The following is a 19,599-nucleotide window of genomic DNA, read 5'->3' as shown; positions in this document are numbered from 1 at the left end:
CACATACATATTTCTATATATGCTGACTATACTTCTCGGTCTAACTCATTCCTTGCGTCACGAGTGTGCGACCGCATTTTTAATCAAAAATATCAAAATTTTCTTTTTTATCATTTTTTAAAACATTAAAAACCTCAACTTCTGAACCAAACTTCAAAGGTATTTTTCTATAAATTCCGTGCTTTTGCCTTCCATCAAAGTTGTAATTTATATTTTCTGAAATATTCAAAATCCCATCTTTTTGAATTGTTATGAAAACATCATAATTTTTTATGCTCTCGCCAAAAAGAAAGACAGGAAAAATCAAAAAAAGAAAAAAAATTCTTAAATTTTCAATTTTTTTCATCTTCATCATTATCACTCACTTTTTATATAAAATTATTTATTAATAATATTATACCATATTTTCTTTTAACAAAAATTCAAGAACTTATTTATTTGTGAAATATTTATTTAAAATTTTTTTCCAAAAACTCATAATATTCTAAAATATCAATATTTTTCTGTTTCAAAAATTCTTTTACTTTCAATATTTTTGGAACATCCAAATTCAATTTTTTCAAAAATTTAAAATCTTCAAAAATTTCATTACGAGTTCCATGCTTCACAATTTTTCCTTCATTTAAAATATAAATATAATCCGCAACTTCGTACGCAAAATCTATGTCATGCGTAGAAATCACAAGCGTCTTCCCTCTTTTACACAAATTTTCTATCATTTCTAATGTTTTTTTTATATTTTTAAAATCAAGCCATGCCGTCGGCTCATCCAGTACCAAAATTTCTGGTTCCATTGCCAAAATTGAAGCTATTGTCACTCTTTTTTTTTGTCCGTAACTCAAATGATGACAAGGTTTTTCTAAAATTTTTTTCATATTTAGATCAGTACTTATCTCACTTATTTTTTCTTCAATTTTTTCATTTGAATAATTCAGATTTTGCAACCCATAAGCCATTTCCTGATAAACTGTTGGCGCAAAAATCTGAACTTCGGGATCTTGAAATACAATTCCAACTTTTTTTCTCAAATTTTCCAAATCTTTTTTTTTATACTTTAATTTTTCCCCATTAAAATATATTTCGCCACTGTCTGGCTTTAACAACCCATTTAACAAAAAAAATAGTGTCGATTTCCCCGAACCATTTTCTCCCAGAAATACCGTTTTTGCCCCCTTTTTTATATCAAGAGAGATATTTTTTAAAATCTTATTTTGTTTTTCATACGAAAAGCAAATACTTTCTAATTTTAACATTATACTACCACCATAACCAAATTTATTAAACATACAAAAATTACGAAAAAAATTTCTTTTCCAACTTTTTTATATTTTTTATGAATAAAGATAAAATTTTTTCCCAACCTTGAATTTACAGCTTTTACTGAATTTTCATTGTAATAAGCTGTTTTTCTAAATATTGCTGCAACTAACATTGAAAAAGATTTTAGACTATTTTTGTAATTTACATATCCCAATCTCGAATTTTGTGCATTTAATAACTTATCTTTCACATCAAAAAGTACAAAAATAAATTTATAAATTAATAAAAATAATTCTCGAAAAATTTTTGGAAATTTTAATTTCTCAAAAACATAGTCAAAATCTGAAATCGGTGTCGAACAAATTAGAGCATAAACCACACAAATTGAAGAAAAAGAGCGGAATAAAAATGTTATCATATCTTTTTTTATCCATAAAAGCGAAAGTGCTGTCGTAAAAATAAAAAACGCTGGAACAACATATAAATAAAGCAATTCTTTTACTTTTACAAAAAATAGCATAATTATATTAAATAAAACAAAATTAAATAGAAAAACTTCTTTTTTATCAGTAACAATTAAAAATATTAAAGTTATTACCATAAAAAATATTTTTATTGCAGGATTTATCTCTTTTAACAAACTTCTATATGAAATTTTATCAATTAGCATCTTCTTCTCTACCTTTTTTACGCCCTCTCAAATATCCAAGCACATAACAAACAACTCCAGCTCCAAATGCAGCTTGTAATGCAAACAAAAGACTTTCAACTTCTCCTCCCGGCAACTCAAAAAGATTTTTTGCCCAAGGTTTGTAATTTGGATTAATTTTTTGAATCATTTCTTCCCCCTTATCATCAGAACCGCCAAATTCCGCTCCTTTTATAAATAACAAGGGAAATATTCCTATTACTATAATTATCAATACTAGCAACAAATTTTTTTTGAAAATGTTATCTTTTTTTTCTTTTTTCACTATAATTGCACCTCTTTTTTTTATTCTTATTCTCGTTCTTATTATTCTTTTTCTTTTTTATCGTTATATTTGTCCAATATATTCACGATAATATTTGTAAGTAATCCTTCAATAATCGCTAAAGGAACCTGTGTTACTGCAAATATTGCTGCAAACTTTAAAAATGATTCCAGCACTCCTCCAGTTGTCGAAGGATTTGCCAGTGCCAGTTGAAGCGAAGTCACTACATATGTTGACAAATCTCCAAGAGCTGCTGCCAAAAAGACTGCCAATGCTTTATTTTTTTTGCAAAGTAATTTATAAATTCCAAATGATACCAAAGGCCCTGTTATTGCCATTGAAAAACTATTTGCTCCAAGCGTTGTAAATCCCCCATGTGCTAAAAGTCCCGCTTGAAATATAAGAACTATTGTTCCCAATATTGAAGTTACAAAAGGACCGTATAATATAGAAGCCAATCCAACTCCTGTCGGATGCGATGAACTTCCTGTAACAGACGGTATTTTTAGCGCCGAAAGAACAAAGATAAATGCTCCCGCAAGTGCTAAAATCATTTTTTTCTCCATATCTTCACCAGACAATTTTTTCAATTTTTTTATTCCCAAGAACCAAAACGGCAAACATAAGACAAACCAAAATGCCGCCCACTTTACAGGCAAAAATCCTTCCATGATGTGCATAGAAAAACTATTTACACCAATTACTAAAAAAGCCATTAAAATCAATAATTTCAACTTTTTCATTTTTTCCACTTCCTCTCAAATTTTTTTAATTTTTCTAAAATAAAAAATCAGCTGAAAAAGCTGAAATTAACACACTTAAAAATCCTGTGATAAAACCACAGTTTACTTTTTTACGCATATTATTTTCTCCCTTCCCAGAAAATTTTATATTGCAAAGATTACAGGCAAGTCTCCTGACTAACTTCTTCCTACTCGTATCCTTCCCAAAAAATTTTTTTATTTTAAAACTTTTTATATTTTTTCAACAAATTAAAAAATTTTTTAAAATAAATTTTTCGTTTTCAGTGGCTATACACTTTCGTCCATTTCACAGTAGTGGTGGCTGTATCGGATTTTAACCGATTTCCTTATTAAGTTTAAAAACACCTGTATCTTTTTTTATTATAACATGTATTATAATTTTGTCAATTGAAAATCAACCATAAAAAAAAACAAAAATTTTTATTTTTTTATTATCTCATAAATTTTTTTAATATCTATATTTTCTCGTAAAACCTTCGCCAATTTATTGTATTCTCTATCTTTATATTCAGAATAGCTAAATTTTTCATCTATATATTCCAATCCTTTATTTTCTCTAATTTTATTTAAGAAATTATTTGTAAATTCAAAATTATCAAATATTCCGTGAACATAAGTTCCAATCACATTTTCTCGCACCATTCCCTTTAACTTTTTCTCTCCAAAAATACAATTTTTTTGAATTTCTTTCAAATTTTTACTATTATCGCCATTTTCCAAATAACTATAACCTTGATGAATTTCATAACCATTTATTTTAACATTTTCCATTCCGCTCAAAATTCCACTTACGTTTTTTAATGTATTTTCATATTGCGTAGTTATTTTTTCCGTTTCTATAGCTGTTTCTATCGGAAGTAGACCTAGTCCTGAAATCTCCTTTAAATTACTTTCCAAATTATTCAAATCAGTAATTTTTTGTCCTAAAATTTGAAATCCTCCACAAATTCCAAAAATGACAGTTCCTGATTTTGCAAGTCTTATTATTTTTCGAGCCATATCTTTTTCAACCAAATCTTTCATATCTTCAATTGTATTTTTTGAGCCAGGAATAATAATAACATCTTCTTTTCCAAGTTCGTTTACACTTTTCACATATTTTAGAGAAACATCGCTATAGTGGCTAAGCGCATCAATGTCGGTAAAATTTGAAATATGCTTTAATTTTATCACAGAAATTTTTATTTTCGCATCTTTTTTCTCATTATATTTGTCAATCCCAAGACTATCTTCTTCTTCAATCCCCAATTTCACATATGGAACCACTCCCAAAACAGGCACATTTGTTAATTTTTCTATCATCTCAATCCCATTTGAAAGAAGCGACTTATCCCCACGAAATTTATTAATAACAACTCCTTTTATTCTGTCTCTCTCACTTTCTTCCAAAAGCATTATCGTCCCATAAATTGCGGCAAAAACTCCACCTCTATCAATATCTGCTACCAAAATTACAGGCGCATCCGCCATCTCAGCCATTCCAGTATTTACAATATCATCTTTTTTTAAATTAATTTCTGCAGGACTTCCCGCACCTTCTAATACGCAAATATCATAATTTTCTTGAATATAATTATACGCTTTCATAATCTCTTTTCTCAAATTATGTTTAAAAGCAAAATATTCTCTCGCATCCATATTTTTATAAACTTTTCCATTTACAATAATTTGTGATTTTCTATCTGTTGTCGGTTTTAGTAAAATGGGATTCATAAAAACTTCTGGTTCAATTTTAGCGGCTTCAGCTTGTACAACTTGCGCTCTTCCCATTTCTTTTCCAGATTTTGTTATAAATGAATTTAGCGCCATATTTTGTGACTTAAATGGCACAACTCTATATCCATCTTGATAAAAAATTCTACAAAGTCCTGCAGCAATTATACTTTTTCCAACATTTGAACCTGTTCCAAATATCATTATATTTTTATGTTTTTTCATTTTTATCTCTTTCTATTTTTTGTTTTTTTTTATTTTTTTTTTATTTTTAATTTTTTATAAAAATAATATTTTTACTAAATTTTTTCAATATTTTTCTTTAATTTTTAAATTTTTTTTAAATAATTTGTAAAAAATAAAATAAATAAAATAAAATAAAAGGACTAAAATTGAAAAATTTATTTTCTAAAAAGTCCTCTTACTTTAAAATTTATTTTTTAAATAATTTTTAGTCCTCGCTCTTTTAATTCACTCGCATATTTAACAGCCGTCTTGTAATCCGTAATCATAACGAGCTGATTTCCACTTTGAATTTTTGTGTTACCTTTTGCAATGTGGTCTTCTCCTTCTGATCTAACACTTATAATTAAAATATTTTCTGGCAATTTCAATTCTTTGACTAATTTCCCGTCAAATTCCGAATTTACTCCAACTGGAATTAATAAAGTGACAATTTTATCCTCATTCTTTTTTTTATTTTTTCCGTGTTTTTCTCTTTCTTTCCACCAATTTTCCAGCATTTCAAGTCTTTTTTCTTTTTTTCTTTTCTCTTTTTTAATTTTTTCTTCTTCTTTTTCTGCCTGAGAAATCTCTTTTTCAAACATATTTAAATAAAGTCTTTCGTAAATTGGCTCCATTTTAAATAATTCAGTAAAAATATAGACTATTGTACAAACAATTATAAGCATATACAGATAAGAAAAATTTCCTGTCATTTCCAAAATTAATGTAATTCCCGTAATTGGCGCTCTCACAACTGCTGTAAAATAAGCCGCCATTCCAAGTATCATAAAATGTACAATTATTTCATTTGGAATTTCAAAATAGTGATTTAATACTTCGCCATAAACTTTTCCAGACAAAGCTCCTATTACTAGCATTGGCAAAAAAATTCCGCCAGGAAATCCTGATGAATAACAAAACATTGTGTAAAAAAATTTCATTATTAAAATTGCAAATAAAATTTTAAGACCTACTTTTTCCGAGAACATTTTTTCAATTAAATCGTGCCCTCCACCTGTTATTTCTTTAAAAAAGATTGCCACTAAATAGACAACCACCATAAATAACGAAATTTTTAAATATTTATTCATTTTTATGTCTTTAAATTTTTTTTGAAACAACAAAAGAAAATATGAAAACCCTCTTCCCAAAATTGTAATTATTAAACAAAATACAAGCGTTACAATTCCAATAATATAAATTGGAGTATGTTTTGGAAGCATAAAATTGTATTGAAACGAAGACTCAGGTCCTAGAATCATTCTTGAAACATAATTTGAAGTCCCGCTGGCAACTAATACACAAATCAATAAAAGCGGCGAAAAAAACTTATGAAGTTCTTCTAATGAAAAAATTACTCCCGCAAGAGGCGCATTAAATGTCGAAGCGATTCCCGCACTGGCACCACAAGTTACAAGATATTTTTCTTCAGTTTCAGTTCTTTTTGTAATCTTTTTAATTCCAGAACCAATAAGTGCCCCCAGATGTACAGATGGTCCTTCCCGACCAAGTGCCATCCCAGCTCCAACCGCCAAAACTCCGCCCAAAAATTTTGAAAATAATTCTGGCAACCAATTAAATTTTATTTTTTTATTCAGAAATGCTGTTACTTGCGGAATTCCACTTCCACCTATTAGTGGATATTTTGAAAACATAAACTGAATTATTATTCCAACTAAAATAAAAACTATAAGTCCAATAATAATTTTTGTTACTGTTAAATTTGTCAAATATCCGTTCCGAAAAAAAGAAATTTTATTTAATAACAATGTATATGATGAAACAACTAACCCCGAAAAAATTCCTGTAAAAAAACAAAGTATTATTAAAATAATTTTACTTCTCCTTGATTTTAACGAATACACATTCTGTAATTCATGTAAAATATCTTTTGCCATTTTTTTCATCTCTTTTCTTTAAATTTAAAGTTTTCAAAAAATTTATTTTTTTCTGCCTTTCATCATTCCAAGTCCTGGAATCGCTCCACTGTTAAACATTTTCATCATCTGTTTCATCTGTTCAAACTGTTTTATTAATTTGTTTACATCGTTTACTTGAACTCCACTACCTCTAGCAATTCTCCCTTTTCTCGTTCCAACTTTTAAAAGTTTTGGATTTCTTCTTTCTTCAACCGTCATCGAATAAATAATAGCTTCCACTTTTTTCATCTCTTTTTCAGCCATACCCATATCAATCATGCTTGTATCAACTCCAGGTATCATTTTCATAATTCCTGCAATTGATCCCATCTTTCTAATCATTTTAAATTGTTTCAAAAAATCTTCAAAATCAAACTGATTTTTTCTAAATTTTTCTTCCATTTTTTTAGCTTCTTTTTCATCAATCGCTTCCTGCGCCTTTTCAACCAGCGACACGACATCTCCCATTCCCAAAATACGAGACGCAAGTCTATCAGGGTGAAACGCCGAAACATCGTCAAGTTTTTCTCCTTCACTTATGAATTTTATAGGTTTTCCAGCAACTTCTTTAACTGACAAAGCTGCACCACCACGAGTATCTCCGTCCAATTTAGTAAGTACTACTCCAGTTATATCAAGTTCTTCATTAAAAGATTTTGCAACATTTACCGCATCTTGTCCAGTCATTCCGTCAACTACAAGAAGTATTTCATTAGGTTTCACACTATTTTTTATTTCGTGAAGCTCTTTCATCAACTCTTCGTCAATGTGAAGTCTACCAGCTGTATCAATTATCACATAAGTGGCATTTTCATCTTTAGCTGCTTTTATTCCCTCTTGAACGATCTTCAACGCATCTGTGCTCTCATCTATCGTAAAAGACCCAACTTTTACTTGCTGTGCCAACACTTTTAATTGTTTTTTAGCCGCTGGTCTATATACATCAGCTCCAATTAGAAAAGGTTTTTCTCCCTTTGATTTCAAAAATTTTGAAATTTTTCCTGAAAATGTCGTTTTTCCAGCACCTTGAAGTCCACACAACATAATAATTGTCATCCCTTTTTCAGCCTTTTTAAGTGCAACATTTGTTCCACCAAGCACTTTTACAAGTTCATCATTTACTATTTTTACAAATTGCTGTGTCGGATTTACTCCTGAAATAACTTCTTCTCCAAGTGCTTTTTCACGGATTCTTGAAACAAAATTTTTGGCAACGCCATAATTGACATCTGCTTCCAACAAAGCCAGCCTAACTTCCCGAAGAGCATCTTTCATATTACTTTCTGTTAATTTTCCTTGTCCTCTGACTTTTTTAAATATATCTTTAAATCTATCTCCTAAATTATTAAACATCTTTAAACTCTCCTAATTTTTATTCTAAATTTTCATCATAATCAAATTCTTCAATTATTTTTTCCAAATTTTCCAAAGTAAAATTACTTTTCAAAAACAAAAGTTTATTTTTTAGTTCCTTTTCTTTTTCAAATATTTTTAATTTTTCTTCGTATTCATCAAGTTGCTTTATTCCACGCTTTATATTGTCATAGACAGCTTGTCGCGTAATTTCATATCTTTTTGCAATTTCCGAAAAAGAACTATTTTCCTCAAAATACAGCTCTAAATACTCTCTTTGCTTTTTAGAAAAAAGTTCACCATAATACAAAAAAAGTATCGAGTGTCTCAAAAAATCTTCCAATTTTTCTAGTTTATTCATAGTACTTTTATTATACACAATTATTATAACTGTTGTCAATTTTTAAAATTTTATTAAGTTTTATTTTGGTTTTTAAAACTATTGACTTATTAGCTTAAATAATGTAAAATTAATTATATAATAATTATAATAAAATTTATAGATAGGAGCCAAATATGAAAAAAATACTATTAGGAATGTTATTTCTTATTTTTTTGACAAGCTGTGGCGGTAATAGTTCAGAAAAAACAGTTGCAAAATTTATTGACAACTTAAAAGCTGGAAAAACAACCGAAGCTGGAAAATACACTACTGATGCAAATTTTGTTAAAAACTTTGAACAAAGTTATATTAGTCAAAGTCAGGAACAATTGTACAAAACTTTACTAAAAAATATTAATTACAAAATTACTAACTCAGAAAAACAAAGTGACGATACAAGTATTGTAACTGTTGAAGTTGAAAATATCGACACCAAAAAATTATTTTTACAATTTTTTAAAAATGTCTCAAGCAACACTTTTTCAAAAAATGCTACTAAAAAGTCTACTGAAGAAATATTAAAAGAAACATTAGAATCTAAAGACTTGCCAAAATCAAAAAATACTACAAAATTTATGGTAAAAAAATCTTCAGATGAAGAAAAAGTAGCTGTAACAGGAGAAAATTTAGAAGTACTATTAGGAAAACTAAATACAACTTTTTCAAATTTGAATACAATTCTTCCAAAAGATGAAAATAACAATGAAAATTCAGAAAATAATTAATTATAAAAATTAGAGCTGCCACATTTTGACAACTCTATTTTTTTATATTCCAAAATCTTCTCTTTTTATAATTCTCTGATTGCTACTTCCTCTAAATTTTATATTTGGATCATACAATTCTTTAATAAATCTTCCGTCAACCAAAACATCGACATATTTCAAGCACTTTTTTCTCAAATCATCTTTTTTTATTTCTTCCAATGTATAACCTGTATACATCCAAATATTTTTTTTCGTTTTCTTTTTCAAAAATTTTAAGACTTTTAGCATATCTTTCGGATTAAAAAGCGGATCCCCACCACTAATCGTAATTCCATCAAGTAATTCATTTTGATTAATTTCATTAGCAATTTCATTCAAAATTTCATAAGTCAATTCAGTTCCATTATTAGGATTCCAAGAATACTCGTTATGGCAACCAGGACAAGCATGAGAACAACCTGAAAAATATATTGAATAGCGAAGTCCAACTCCATCGACAATAGTTTCTTTAAAAGTTCTTAAAAGTTTTAACGAAAAATCTTTTTTTAAATCCTCGTTTTTCATATTAAATTCCGTGTTTTACTCTGTCCATTTCTTCAGCTTTTTTCGCACTGTTCCAACTTTCAAGATCCCCTGTCAGATAACCAGTTATTCTTCTGATTCTTGAGATATTGTGACTTCCGCAAACAGGACAACTGTCATAAATTATTGCCTCAGTTCCACAATCTTTACATCTGTCGACTGGATGATTTATTGAACCATAACCTATTCCGCTATCTTTCATAACTTTTACTATTTTTAAAATTACACTTATATTTTTTCTAGCTTCTCCATCTAATTCCACATAAGTTATATGTCCACCTTTTGTAAGTTTATGAAAAGGTGCTTCTTTTCTTATTTTATCAAAAATGCTTATTTCTTTTTTGACATCAATGTGAAACGAATTTACATAATAATCTCTATCTGTAACATTTTTTATCACTCCAAATTTTTCTCTGTCCATTCTTAAAAATCTTCCCGCAAGACTTTCTGCAGGAGACGCCAATACTGAATAATTCAAGTGATATTTATTTTTAAACTCATCCGCCACTTTTTCCATCTTTTCAATCGTATCATAAAGTGTCTTATATGCTAATTCATTTGTTCCATGTTCTGCATCAAACAAAGCATACATCGCATTGGCTCCACCTACAAAACCTATCGCAAGTGTTCCGCTATTTATCGCCTCTCCCACTTCATCGTTTTCTTTTTTATCTCCCAAACCTTTCCACAAATTATTACCTTTCATAAATGGGAATTGTTTTGCAAGAGCGGTTTTTTGAAATTCAAATCTTTCTAGCAATTGTTCCCCAGCAAGTTTAGCTGCATCCAAAACTTTTTCCTGAAATTCTTTTACTAACATTTCATTCTTTTTATTTATTTTTTCTTCTTCACTAGAAAATTTATTTTCTTTTTCTATTGCCAAAATTTTTTCTTCCACATCTTTTCGAGTTTCGATTGCAAGTCTAGGAAAATTAATACTTGTAAATGATAAGTTTCCTCGTCCAAGACTTGTTTTTTCGCCATTCACATTTTCGAAAACTCTTGTTCTACATCCCATTGTTGCAATTTCATATTTATATTTTTTAGGATCATTCATATCCCATTTTTCATGTTTATTAAACTCTGCATCAAGAAATACAAAATTAGGGAACAATCTACGACTAGTAGTTTCACAAGCAAGTAATAACAAATCAAAGTTTGGAGTTTCAAATTTTATATTTTTTTCTTTTGATTTTTCTTCATAAATATTTTCTTCTTTTTTTATACTCTCTAAAATATTTTCAAAATCATTTTGTGCCAATTTATAATCATTTTCAGAAAAATTCAAACCTTCTTTTACTTTAAAAATCTGAATTGGAAAAATCGGAGTTTCTCCTTTTCCAAGACCTTTTGAAGTTGCTCTTAAAAGTTCTTTTATAACCATTCTACCTTCGCATGAAGTATCTGTTCCATAATTTATCGAAGAAAAAACAACTTGATTTCCACCACGAGAATGCATTGTATTTAAATTATGCAAAAAACCTTCCATCGCTTGATAAGTTTCTTTTTTTGTATCTTTATAACTGCTTTTTAACAATTTTATCAAATCATTTTTAGAAATATTAAAATATTTAGATATTTCTTCATTTTCTTTTTCTGTCGTTTTTATCGAATTAATTATTTTTTTCAAAAATTCTTTTGCATCTTTTTCATATTCTTCAGTAATTTCAACATCATTTTTAATTTCCACAAAATTTAAAATTCTGTTTTTTAAATACTGTCTAAATGACTTTAGCACCCCTTTTGCCATGTAAAAATCAAATGCTGGAATTGCTTGACCACCGTGCTGTTCATTTTGATTTGTCTGAAAAATAATAGTCGCAAGAGTAGCGTAAGTCAAAATACTTTGTGCTTCACGAATATAACCATGCTTTGTGACAAATCCTTTTTCAAACATATTTTCTAGGTCATACTGAAGACAAGTTGTCGTTTTACTTGGATAAAAATCCAAATCGTGAATGTGAATAATTCCATCTTCATGAGCTTTTCTAAATTTTTCAGATATTAAATTTTCAAGTGCATAAACTTTTGAAACCTCACTTGCAAATTTCATCATTTGTCCCGCAGGTGTCATTGAAGACATGTTCGCATTTTCATTATTTGTATCATTTTTTTCCACATTTATTATTTTTTCAATTGTTTTGTTCAAATTCGGTGTTAATTCTAATCCCATCTTGATCTTCTCTCCTTTATTTCGTAAATTCCCCCACTTTACAAAATCCTCAAAAAACACTATATATTGTTATTGCACTTAAATATTAACACAAAATATTGTGTTTTTCAAGATGGATTTTAAAAATTAAAATAATTTTAATCAAATAAAAATTATCAAATTTTTTCAATTATACTGATTATGAACATTAGAGAAAAAAACAAAAAAACATTTTATGAAAAAATTTTTTATCTAAAAAAAATCTTCGAAAATACATAGAATTATAGTTTTAAAAAATTTTAGCTTTCAAAACTTCCAGATCCGCTAGTCAAAGTTACTGCTATAAAATCTATGTTTTCAATAGTTTTTTCTATTAACATAAGTGCTATCATCAGCGAAGAAATTCCAAGTATACTATTTCCAACTGACACCAAATTTAACAAATTATACGAAATTCCCATCATTGTTACAGTCATAAAAACTGTAATTATTTGCGTGATTATCAAGTTTAATCCTTTTTGAGCAATTTGCGATGCATTTTCTAAAAGAAAAAAAATTAAATAAAATACTGAAAAAATCATTAATATCAATGCTTCAAAAATAATTAAAATATATTTTGAAATAATTTTTGCACAAATCCAGACACAAAAAATTAATAAAATTATTTTAGCTATATTTACAAATATTGCAAAAAATGTTTTAAATTTTAATATATTTTGCAGTAAATTAAGTGGCACTGAAATAAAATTATCGGCTAACTTTCCTGGGGTTAAAGTTTTAAATTTTTTTGAACCAAAAGCTATTAAACCAAGTTTCTGAACCTCCCACGACTAAAGTCACAGGGTTCTAAAATCTTTAAAAATATTCAAAAATTTTCTAAGAAATTTGATAACTTTACACTACCCTTATTCTTTTAGGTGTGTTCAGCTCACCTCTATTGTATAGGACACTTAAGTCCACAACTTTACTTTTTCTTAATATATTTAATGCTCCATTACAATCCGCATTTATGAGTTTACCTGTGCTTGTTTGATATAGTCCTCTTTTTATTCTTTTTCCACTGAATATATATTCTTTTTGATTTTCTTTATCATATATTGGAATTTCATCTCCATCAAAGAAACTTGCTTTTGATGTATAACTTTCTTCTTGCAGTTTAAATTTTATTCCATATAGTTTACATAGATATATTATTTTATTTCTTAATTTTCCATATGGTATATTTACAAAGTTCTGATTATTTATGCTTCCAATATTTGATTTTCTTTGAAAATCTTCATTATATCCTAGAACTATTCTTCCTATATCATTATTAAGACAATAATTTATAATTATTCTTGCTGCTTTTGAAAGATAATCATTTATGCGATTATTTCTCCTTCTAGCTATTCTCTTTTGCCTTAATGTTATATGCTCTATCTTTTGCTTATCTTTAATGCTTTGCAATTTTGCATTTGTCTTGTTATAGTATTGATTAATAGATTTTAATTTTCTGCCGTCTATTAGGAATGAAGCTCCGTTATTTGTAACACAAGTACATAGATTGTCTATACCTAAATCTATTCCTAGTCCATTTTCTTTGTTTAATTCCCTTTGAACTTCCTCTACTTCATAAGTATATTGAATTTCAAAGTACCTAGAATGTTGTTTTGGTATTATTCTAATCTCTTTTATTTTCTTGCCTTTTAATACTGGTGGCAGCTTAATTTTAACTTCCTGATGAGTTTTCTTAAACGAATTTGAATAAGGAACTATCAGCATATCATCTTTTAATCTTACAAAACCTATAACAAGAGTTGTAAAACCATCTTTAGCAAGATATTTAGGTAATTTTATATCTTTAAAATTATATTGACCATTTTTAGCAAGTTTTAAAAGTCCAAAAAATGATTTGAAACTTCCGTCTACTTCTTTTAGAATTTGTTGAGCCATATTAGAATTTAACTTCTTATAGTTCTCACTATTTTTAAGCATTTTATAGTTTTCATTATAACTTAAATACTTTTTATTTTGAAAATAGTGTTGTCTAATATTATATATAGCTTCATTAGTTAAATTCTTGGCTATATGAGATAAATATTTTAAATTCCTAAACTCCTTTTTACTAAGATGTTTTACCTGCTGTTTTAAAGTTAAATACATAGATATCACCTCCTTTTCATCAGAGATATTATACCATGTACTCTACATTTTATCTGTTTTTTTTAAATATTTTTAAAGTTTTTAAAACCCCACAACAGTGGGAAGCGTCGTTCACATAAGTGCGCTACTACTTATGCAGTTCTCTTATGAACTTCTTGTTATCTCTAACAAGCACAGACTATATCTTATCCTTATCCTATTTCCAAGGACTTAGGCGAAACCACTTCCAATACCAGTCGCTTGTATTGTACTCCCCTCACGAGGGATAGTCGTTGAACTTTCCTTTTCAGGTTTAGCTGCTGATTGTCTATTATCATAATGTTTAGGATTTAACCTTGCATCATCTAGTATATTTTTTCTGCTTTCGCCACCTTCACATTTGCCTCTTGTGAGTAAGATTGCTATGTTGTGGTCATACTAGCTTTAAGAGTTCCCAGCAATTCAGTTTCTTTGTTGCACGGTTTTGATCCGTGTCTACATACAAGTTTCCCTATATGCTTACTAAAATTTTCGTACAATTCATCGCACGACTAAAGTCGCGAGTGTTCTTGTACTATTTAATAAAACATTGAAAAAAATATTTCTGTTAATTCAGTCAATAAAGTTCCTTTTACCATTTTATTTCCAAAAATATTTTCAAACCCAAGATTTATTTTATAATTTACTGGCGTTATAAAAATAAAAGCAAGAATTAAATTTTTTATAAAACTTGGAAATATTATTTTTAACATCGAATATAAATCTACTTTTTCAACATTTTGTAAAATTATTTTTAAAATACTTATAATCATAAATGCCAAAATAATAAAACCTAAAATTTGACTCAACTTTGATGAAATACCACGATATAAAATAATCATTCCATAAAAAAGTGCATTTACCATTTTTTCAATCACACTTCCACCGCCAATTTTCGCTCCTTCTCTAAACATTTTTTCAAAACTTTTGTAATTTGTATCTGCAAAACAAAAATTATATATTTCAAAAAATATAAACAAAACAAAATATTTAATTTTAAAATCTTTTTTATTATTTATTTTCATAATTTCCCTTTTTCATTTTTTTAATTAACTTCTTTTATATTCTTCCAAAATAATTTCATTTCCAGTAAAAACATTCAATTTAGTTCCAACAGGAATTTTAATTCGATTTTTTACAGAATTCCAGGCTTTATCTATCGTTTCCATCGAATCTTTTACTGTATTTACAGGATCTGTTATTATTTCATCCCATCTTGCTGGATATCTTCGTGCAACTCTAGTCTTTCTATAATCTAATACCAAATCCGCTACACTAAACGAAAGTGCAAGTAACGATTTTCCAAGTCTTTGAGTTACTTTTGTGTTCAACTGTCCCCTTGCACCAATTTCACCTTTTAAGTCGATCACACTCGACTTTTCAAATACAATTACTTTATTATTTGGAAGAATAATTTTGTCAACCATCATAAGCATTCTTGTATCGTTATTATTTTTTAGTGCCGAGTAATTTCCAATTATTTTACTCCCCATCGGAATTAAAATTTTATGCTTTCCTTCTTTTGAATAAACATTTTCAGAAACAATAGCCATAAAATAGCTAGAATTATCGCTATTCATTTTCGTCGAAGTTACAATTGGAATATAACTTCCTTGTTGTAATGAAAAAGTATTTATTCCATTTGCTCTAGCTTTCGGTCTTATATTTTCTTTATTATTTTTATTATTATTGCTTTTATTACTCTCATTATTTTCACCATTTTCACTATTCTCACTATTTTTATTATTTTTATTGATATTCAAATTAGAACTATTGTTTTTATTTAATGAATTTAATGCTCCAGATAATGGCTTTTCTATATTCCTTGGATGATATTCAGGTTTTTCAGGTTTAGAAATATTTCTAAAAGAATAAATTTTATTTTGTTTTTCAAATAAAATGTTTTTATTAGATTTTTTTGGTATTTCATTTTGTGAAAAATCTTGAGCTTCAAAATTTTTATTTTTATGATTTTGAGCTTTGGAAATTTTATTTCGACTTTCGTTTTGATTTTTACTTTGAGATTCATTTTGATTTTCACTCTGAACTTGATTCATACTTTGATTATTTGAAATATTTGCACAGTTTGGATTATTGATATTATTTGGATTATTTAAATTAACTGTATCACAAGGTTCGTTTACATTTATCGCCGCATTATTTTGATTTCCCAAATTAAGATTTTTATTTTGTCCATCTTCAGAATCAACTTCCCCATCATAAACAGGTTGTTCCATATTTTGACTAAGTTCATTTTGATTTTTATTTTTTTCAGACGATTTTTTTATCATTCCAGGAATTGCAAAAAGTCCCACAATCATTAAAAATCCAAAAATTGCAGAACATATTAGCAAATTTTTCTTAAACTTTCCAACTTTTTTCAAATCTTTTTTTGGCTCATCTTCAAAATCCGAAATGTCTCCAATATCATCTTCCAATTCATCTTCATCAGCTTCATCAATTACAAAATCTTCTTCTTCATGTGTTTCAAAATCATTTAAATTTTTTAAATTTTTTTTATACATTTTATTTTCTCTCCTTTACTTATGTTTAATTTTAACTTGCTTTTTCCCAAGTTTAAGTACCGCTTCCTTAATCTTCCTGTGAACAATTATTCTATTAAACTCATATTCAAAATTAACTACTTCAAATCCACTTCCACCAGTTCCTTTTACCATTATAACAGGTGCTTCCTGTATTTCTTCAGGTAAAATTATGACCGTTTTTATCCCATCAGTAAAAACTTGTGTCGGAGCAAATGGTAAATTTTTATTCGTCACAGTATAATTTGAATCCATTTTATTAACATCCATTAAAATAGAGTTTTTATTCAAGTCTTTTTTTACTGGGATTTTTGCCTTCATATCATTTTCAGAAGATGAATAATTAAATTTCACAAACGGATTAAATATTTCAAGAGTCGAATACAAATTAAACATATAAATCCTTTTATTTGTTATGACATTAACATTTGAAGTTATATCAAGATCTGTAGGTCTGACAAACAAATAAACAGAATTATCTTCTCCGCCAAATTCCTGCTCCATCTCAAAATTAGAATTATTTCCGCCAATAACAGCGATAATCTCTTCTTCTGGATCAAACTTTATCATCGTGACAAAATCTGGCGTGACATAAATGTCATAAATGCTGTCAGAATAGTAATCAAAAGTAGTCGCAACCCGTTTTATCGCATCTTGTTTTCCAGAAATCAATTTTTTTATTTGCATTTTTGAAATACTTTCTTGACTAAAAAAATTTTCTTTATTTTCTTCAGCTTGTACAAAAATTCCAAATACAAGAAAAATTAATGCTTTTATCAAAATTTTATTTATTTTATTATTTACTTTATTTACTTTATTTATTTTATTATTTACTTTATTTATTTTATTCATATTATTTTTTTATTTTTCTCCTTTTCATCTCAAAAATTTTTAAGCATCCAGTTCATCTTCATCAGTAAAATATTTAAACAATAAATTTATTTTATAATTGTCACCAAAGCAAATAATTCTACAAACCATCATAAGAATTGCCGCTATTACAAATGCCATAAAATTTTTTGTAAGAATATATAAGATTCCTGTAAATCCCATTATTACTTTAAAAATTTGCAAAGGAACTCCCATAATTTCCATTTCATCCATAAGTGATGAAAAAATCTGTCTTTTCTTCATAATTTTATTGTACGAAAAATATTAAAATTTCGCACTTTCCTTTCTTTAATTTTTTTATATTTTAAAAATTCAATAACTCTTTTATTATCTCATCTTCCAAAATTCCATCAAATTTTTCTTTTACTTTTTCAAAAGTTTCATCTTTAATCCAATTTTCAATAATTTCATCTTTTTTATTATTTTTATTTTTCTTATTTTTTTTCAAAAATCCACTTTTTTCAAAATTTTCAATAGTTTTTTCTTTTGTTAAATCAAAACAATTTGAATTTACAATATTTGAAATTTGCAATATTTTATAACCTTTCCGCAGTTCAATATATGTTCCAAGTAATTTAAAAATTTTACTAAAATCTGAATTATAATATCCCAATTCAATTTTGCACTTTTTATAAAAAATTTGAATTTTCTCACTTTGTTTCAAAATAATTTTATTTGCCAAAACAGCATAAATCAAAAAATTATTTTTTTTCTCATCAAAATTGGGTTCAATTTCGATTATTTTTGAAATTACTAAAGGAAAATTTGAATTAACAAATTCAATTTCTATAACAAGTTCAAAAAATTTAAAAAATTTCTTTTTATATTCAGGACTTTCCACCACTTTTTTTATGTGAGATTCAAAAATCTTATTTTCATAATATAATTTAATCCAAAAAAATATTTTTTTATCTTTAATTTTATTTATTAAATATCTCAAATCATAAATTTTATTTTTATATTGAAGATAAATATTTTTTTTACCAAAATCTAAAACAACAAATAAAAAAGTTATCTTTTCATTTTCTAAATAAAAATTGCCAGTAAGTTTCATTTTTTCCCCTTAATTTTTTAAAAGTTAATTTTTTAATTTCTTTTTCCAATTTATTCACTTTTGTTTTTAGCCTAACTTTTTCTCCTTTATTTTGAAAATACATACAAATAAAAATTTCCGAAAATTTCATAACTAACGCTTTGTTCTCCAAAAAATTATCGTCATAAATGCCATCTAATTCATTTTTTTCAAGAAAATTTGCAATTTCATTGTCATTCATAATTTTTTTTAATTCTTCACTTTTATTTTCGATAAATATTTCCAATTTGTTTTTCATCCATATTAACCCTTTCTAAAAACTTTTAAATATTTATTTTCTCAAAATCAATATTTTCTTTTAGTTTTTTTATTTCTTCTATTTTTTTTACCATATTTTTCTTATTAAAATAAAACTTAAAATTTTTGCCACAATAAAAACATCCATCATTTAGCGCCTTTTTAAATAAATTTATATAACTTTGCGCTTCTTTCAAACTTTCAAAATTAATTTTAGAAAAATCGCAAAAATTATTTGAATTTACAAACAAAAAATATTTTTCTGTCTTTTCCAAAAAAATATCAAGATATTCCTTTTCTTCAATTTCAATAAAATTAAAAATAAAACTTCCAGAAAAAATAATCAAATAAATTACATCGACAACAATTTTTAAATACAAATCTTTAAATTTTTTATTTTTTAATGAAATAAAATATTTAGTTTTTTTTATTTTTTCAAAAATAATTAAAATAACAAATATTTTTGGATAAATAAAGAAGTCACTTTTTTCTTTTTTAATATTTTCACCAAATTCAACATCTATAATAATTTTTTCTTCTAAATCAAAATTCTTAATCTCATAATTTAATAAAATCTTTTTTTCTAAATACTTTTTTTTGTTAAAATTAATTTCGCAATCCAAAATTTTTTCCAAATATTTCAC

General features: G+C 26.8%; 22 protein-coding genes and 1 riboswitch. Of the genes, 1 reads left to right on the top strand and 21 read right to left on the bottom strand.

Annotated features, from left to right (window positions below):
* Positions 1-79: 79 nt before the first annotated feature.
* The 9 genes from J5A73_RS01280 to ylxM form a co-directional block, all read right to left on the bottom strand.
* Complete coding sequence (locus J5A73_RS01280; RefSeq protein ID WP_211615938.1) at positions 80-355, bottom strand: DUF2207 domain-containing protein; 276 nt, start codon at positions 353-355, stop codon at positions 80-82.
* 94 nt (positions 356-449) lie between these two features.
* On the bottom strand, positions 450-1,253 hold the full coding sequence (locus tag J5A73_RS01275) for an energy-coupling factor ABC transporter ATP-binding protein (protein ID WP_211615936.1): 804 nt from the start codon (positions 1,251-1,253) through the stop codon (positions 450-452).
* On the bottom strand, positions 1,253-1,930 hold the full coding sequence (locus tag J5A73_RS01270) for a CbiQ family ECF transporter T component (protein WP_211615934.1): 678 nt from the start codon (positions 1,928-1,930) through the stop codon (positions 1,253-1,255). The genes J5A73_RS01275 and J5A73_RS01270 overlap by 1 nt, the downstream gene beginning before the upstream one ends.
* Complete coding sequence (locus J5A73_RS01265) at positions 1,920-2,234, bottom strand: energy-coupling factor ABC transporter substrate-binding protein (RefSeq protein WP_211615932.1); 315 nt, start codon at positions 2,232-2,234, stop codon at positions 1,920-1,922. The genes J5A73_RS01270 and J5A73_RS01265 overlap by 11 nt, the downstream gene beginning before the upstream one ends.
* Positions 2,235-2,275: 41 nt before the next feature.
* On the bottom strand, positions 2,276-2,977 hold the full coding sequence (locus J5A73_RS01260) for an energy-coupling factor ABC transporter permease (protein WP_211615930.1): 702 nt from the start codon (positions 2,975-2,977) through the stop codon (positions 2,276-2,278).
* Positions 2,978-3,122: 145 nt separating this feature from the next.
* Positions 3,123-3,362, bottom strand: a riboswitch (cobalamin riboswitch).
* A 56-nt stretch (positions 3,363-3,418) separates the two neighbouring features.
* Positions 3,419-4,936 carry a cobyric acid synthase gene (locus tag J5A73_RS01255; RefSeq protein WP_211615928.1) on the bottom strand — a complete coding sequence of 506 codons (1,518 nt, stop codon included), beginning with the start codon at positions 4,934-4,936 and terminating at the stop codon, positions 3,419-3,421.
* A gap of 215 nt (positions 4,937-5,151) precedes the next feature.
* On the bottom strand, positions 5,152-6,834 hold the full coding sequence (locus J5A73_RS01250) for a ClC family H(+)/Cl(-) exchange transporter (protein ID WP_211615926.1): 1,683 nt from the start codon (positions 6,832-6,834) through the stop codon (positions 5,152-5,154).
* A gap of 42 nt (positions 6,835-6,876) precedes the next feature.
* A complete protein-coding gene (gene ffh, locus J5A73_RS01245; protein WP_211615924.1) occupies positions 6,877-8,208 on the bottom strand; it encodes a signal recognition particle protein in 1,332 nt (443 codons plus the stop codon).
* Positions 8,209-8,227: 19 nt separating this feature from the next.
* Positions 8,228-8,569, bottom strand: a complete 342-nt coding sequence (gene ylxM / locus J5A73_RS01240; protein ID WP_211615922.1) for a YlxM family DNA-binding protein — start codon at positions 8,567-8,569, stop codon at positions 8,228-8,230.
* Between the two features lie 155 nt (positions 8,570-8,724).
* Here ylxM and J5A73_RS01235 point away from each other — a divergent pair, with 155 nt between their 5' ends.
* Positions 8,725-9,315: a DUF4878 domain-containing protein gene (locus J5A73_RS01235; RefSeq protein WP_211615920.1), complete on the top strand. Its 591-nt coding sequence runs from the start codon at positions 8,725-8,727 to the stop codon at positions 9,313-9,315.
* 42 nt (positions 9,316-9,357) lie between these two features.
* Here J5A73_RS01235 and nrdG read toward each other — a convergent pair whose 3' ends face one another.
* The 12 genes from nrdG to J5A73_RS01175 form a co-directional block, all read right to left on the bottom strand.
* Positions 9,358-9,861, bottom strand: coding sequence for an anaerobic ribonucleoside-triphosphate reductase activating protein (nrdG, locus tag J5A73_RS01230; protein WP_211615918.1), 504 nt, complete (start codon positions 9,859-9,861; stop codon positions 9,358-9,360).
* A 1-nt stretch (position 9,862) separates the two neighbouring features.
* On the bottom strand, positions 9,863-12,052 hold the full coding sequence (locus J5A73_RS01225; RefSeq protein WP_211615916.1) for an anaerobic ribonucleoside triphosphate reductase: 2,190 nt from the start codon (positions 12,050-12,052) through the stop codon (positions 9,863-9,865).
* A 278-nt stretch (positions 12,053-12,330) separates the two neighbouring features.
* Positions 12,331-12,768, bottom strand: coding sequence for a hypothetical protein (locus J5A73_RS01220; protein WP_211615914.1), 438 nt, complete (start codon positions 12,766-12,768; stop codon positions 12,331-12,333).
* A 157-nt stretch (positions 12,769-12,925) separates the two neighbouring features.
* Complete coding sequence (locus J5A73_RS01215; RefSeq protein WP_211615913.1) at positions 12,926-14,173, bottom strand: RNA-guided endonuclease TnpB family protein; 1,248 nt, start codon at positions 14,171-14,173, stop codon at positions 12,926-12,928.
* Positions 14,174-14,574: 401 nt separating this feature from the next.
* Positions 14,575-14,691 (bottom strand): MarR family transcriptional regulator, encoded by a 117-nt coding sequence (locus J5A73_RS01210; protein ID WP_211615911.1) that lies wholly within the window; start codon positions 14,689-14,691, stop codon positions 14,575-14,577.
* Positions 14,692-14,730: 39 nt separating this feature from the next.
* Positions 14,731-15,216 carry a hypothetical protein gene (locus tag J5A73_RS01205; RefSeq protein WP_211615909.1) on the bottom strand — a complete coding sequence of 162 codons (486 nt, stop codon included), beginning with the start codon at positions 15,214-15,216 and terminating at the stop codon, positions 14,731-14,733.
* A 24-nt stretch (positions 15,217-15,240) separates the two neighbouring features.
* Positions 15,241-16,716, bottom strand: coding sequence for a TrbI/VirB10 family protein (locus tag J5A73_RS01200; RefSeq protein ID WP_211615907.1), 1,476 nt, complete (start codon positions 16,714-16,716; stop codon positions 15,241-15,243).
* A gap of 15 nt (positions 16,717-16,731) precedes the next feature.
* Positions 16,732-17,586: a TrbG/VirB9 family P-type conjugative transfer protein gene (locus J5A73_RS01195; protein ID WP_211615905.1), complete on the bottom strand. Its 855-nt coding sequence runs from the start codon at positions 17,584-17,586 to the stop codon at positions 16,732-16,734.
* A 39-nt stretch (positions 17,587-17,625) separates the two neighbouring features.
* A complete protein-coding gene (locus J5A73_RS01190) occupies positions 17,626-17,868 on the bottom strand; it encodes a VirB3 family type IV secretion system protein (RefSeq protein WP_211615903.1) in 243 nt (80 codons plus the stop codon).
* A gap of 61 nt (positions 17,869-17,929) precedes the next feature.
* A complete protein-coding gene (locus J5A73_RS01185; RefSeq protein ID WP_211615901.1) occupies positions 17,930-18,679 on the bottom strand; it encodes a hypothetical protein in 750 nt (249 codons plus the stop codon).
* Positions 18,645-18,956, bottom strand: a complete 312-nt coding sequence (locus tag J5A73_RS01180; protein WP_211615899.1) for a hypothetical protein — start codon at positions 18,954-18,956, stop codon at positions 18,645-18,647. The genes J5A73_RS01185 and J5A73_RS01180 overlap by 35 nt, the downstream gene beginning before the upstream one ends.
* A gap of 25 nt (positions 18,957-18,981) precedes the next feature.
* Positions 18,982-19,599: a hypothetical protein gene (locus J5A73_RS01175; RefSeq protein WP_211615897.1), complete on the bottom strand. Its 618-nt coding sequence runs from the start codon at positions 19,597-19,599 to the stop codon at positions 18,982-18,984.

This window comes from Leptotrichia sp. oral taxon 218 (genome assembly GCF_018128225.1).
In the GTDB taxonomy this organism is placed as follows: domain Bacteria; phylum Fusobacteriota; class Fusobacteriia; order Fusobacteriales; family Leptotrichiaceae; genus Leptotrichia.
This window is presented reverse-complemented; position numbering and strand designations above follow the sequence as displayed.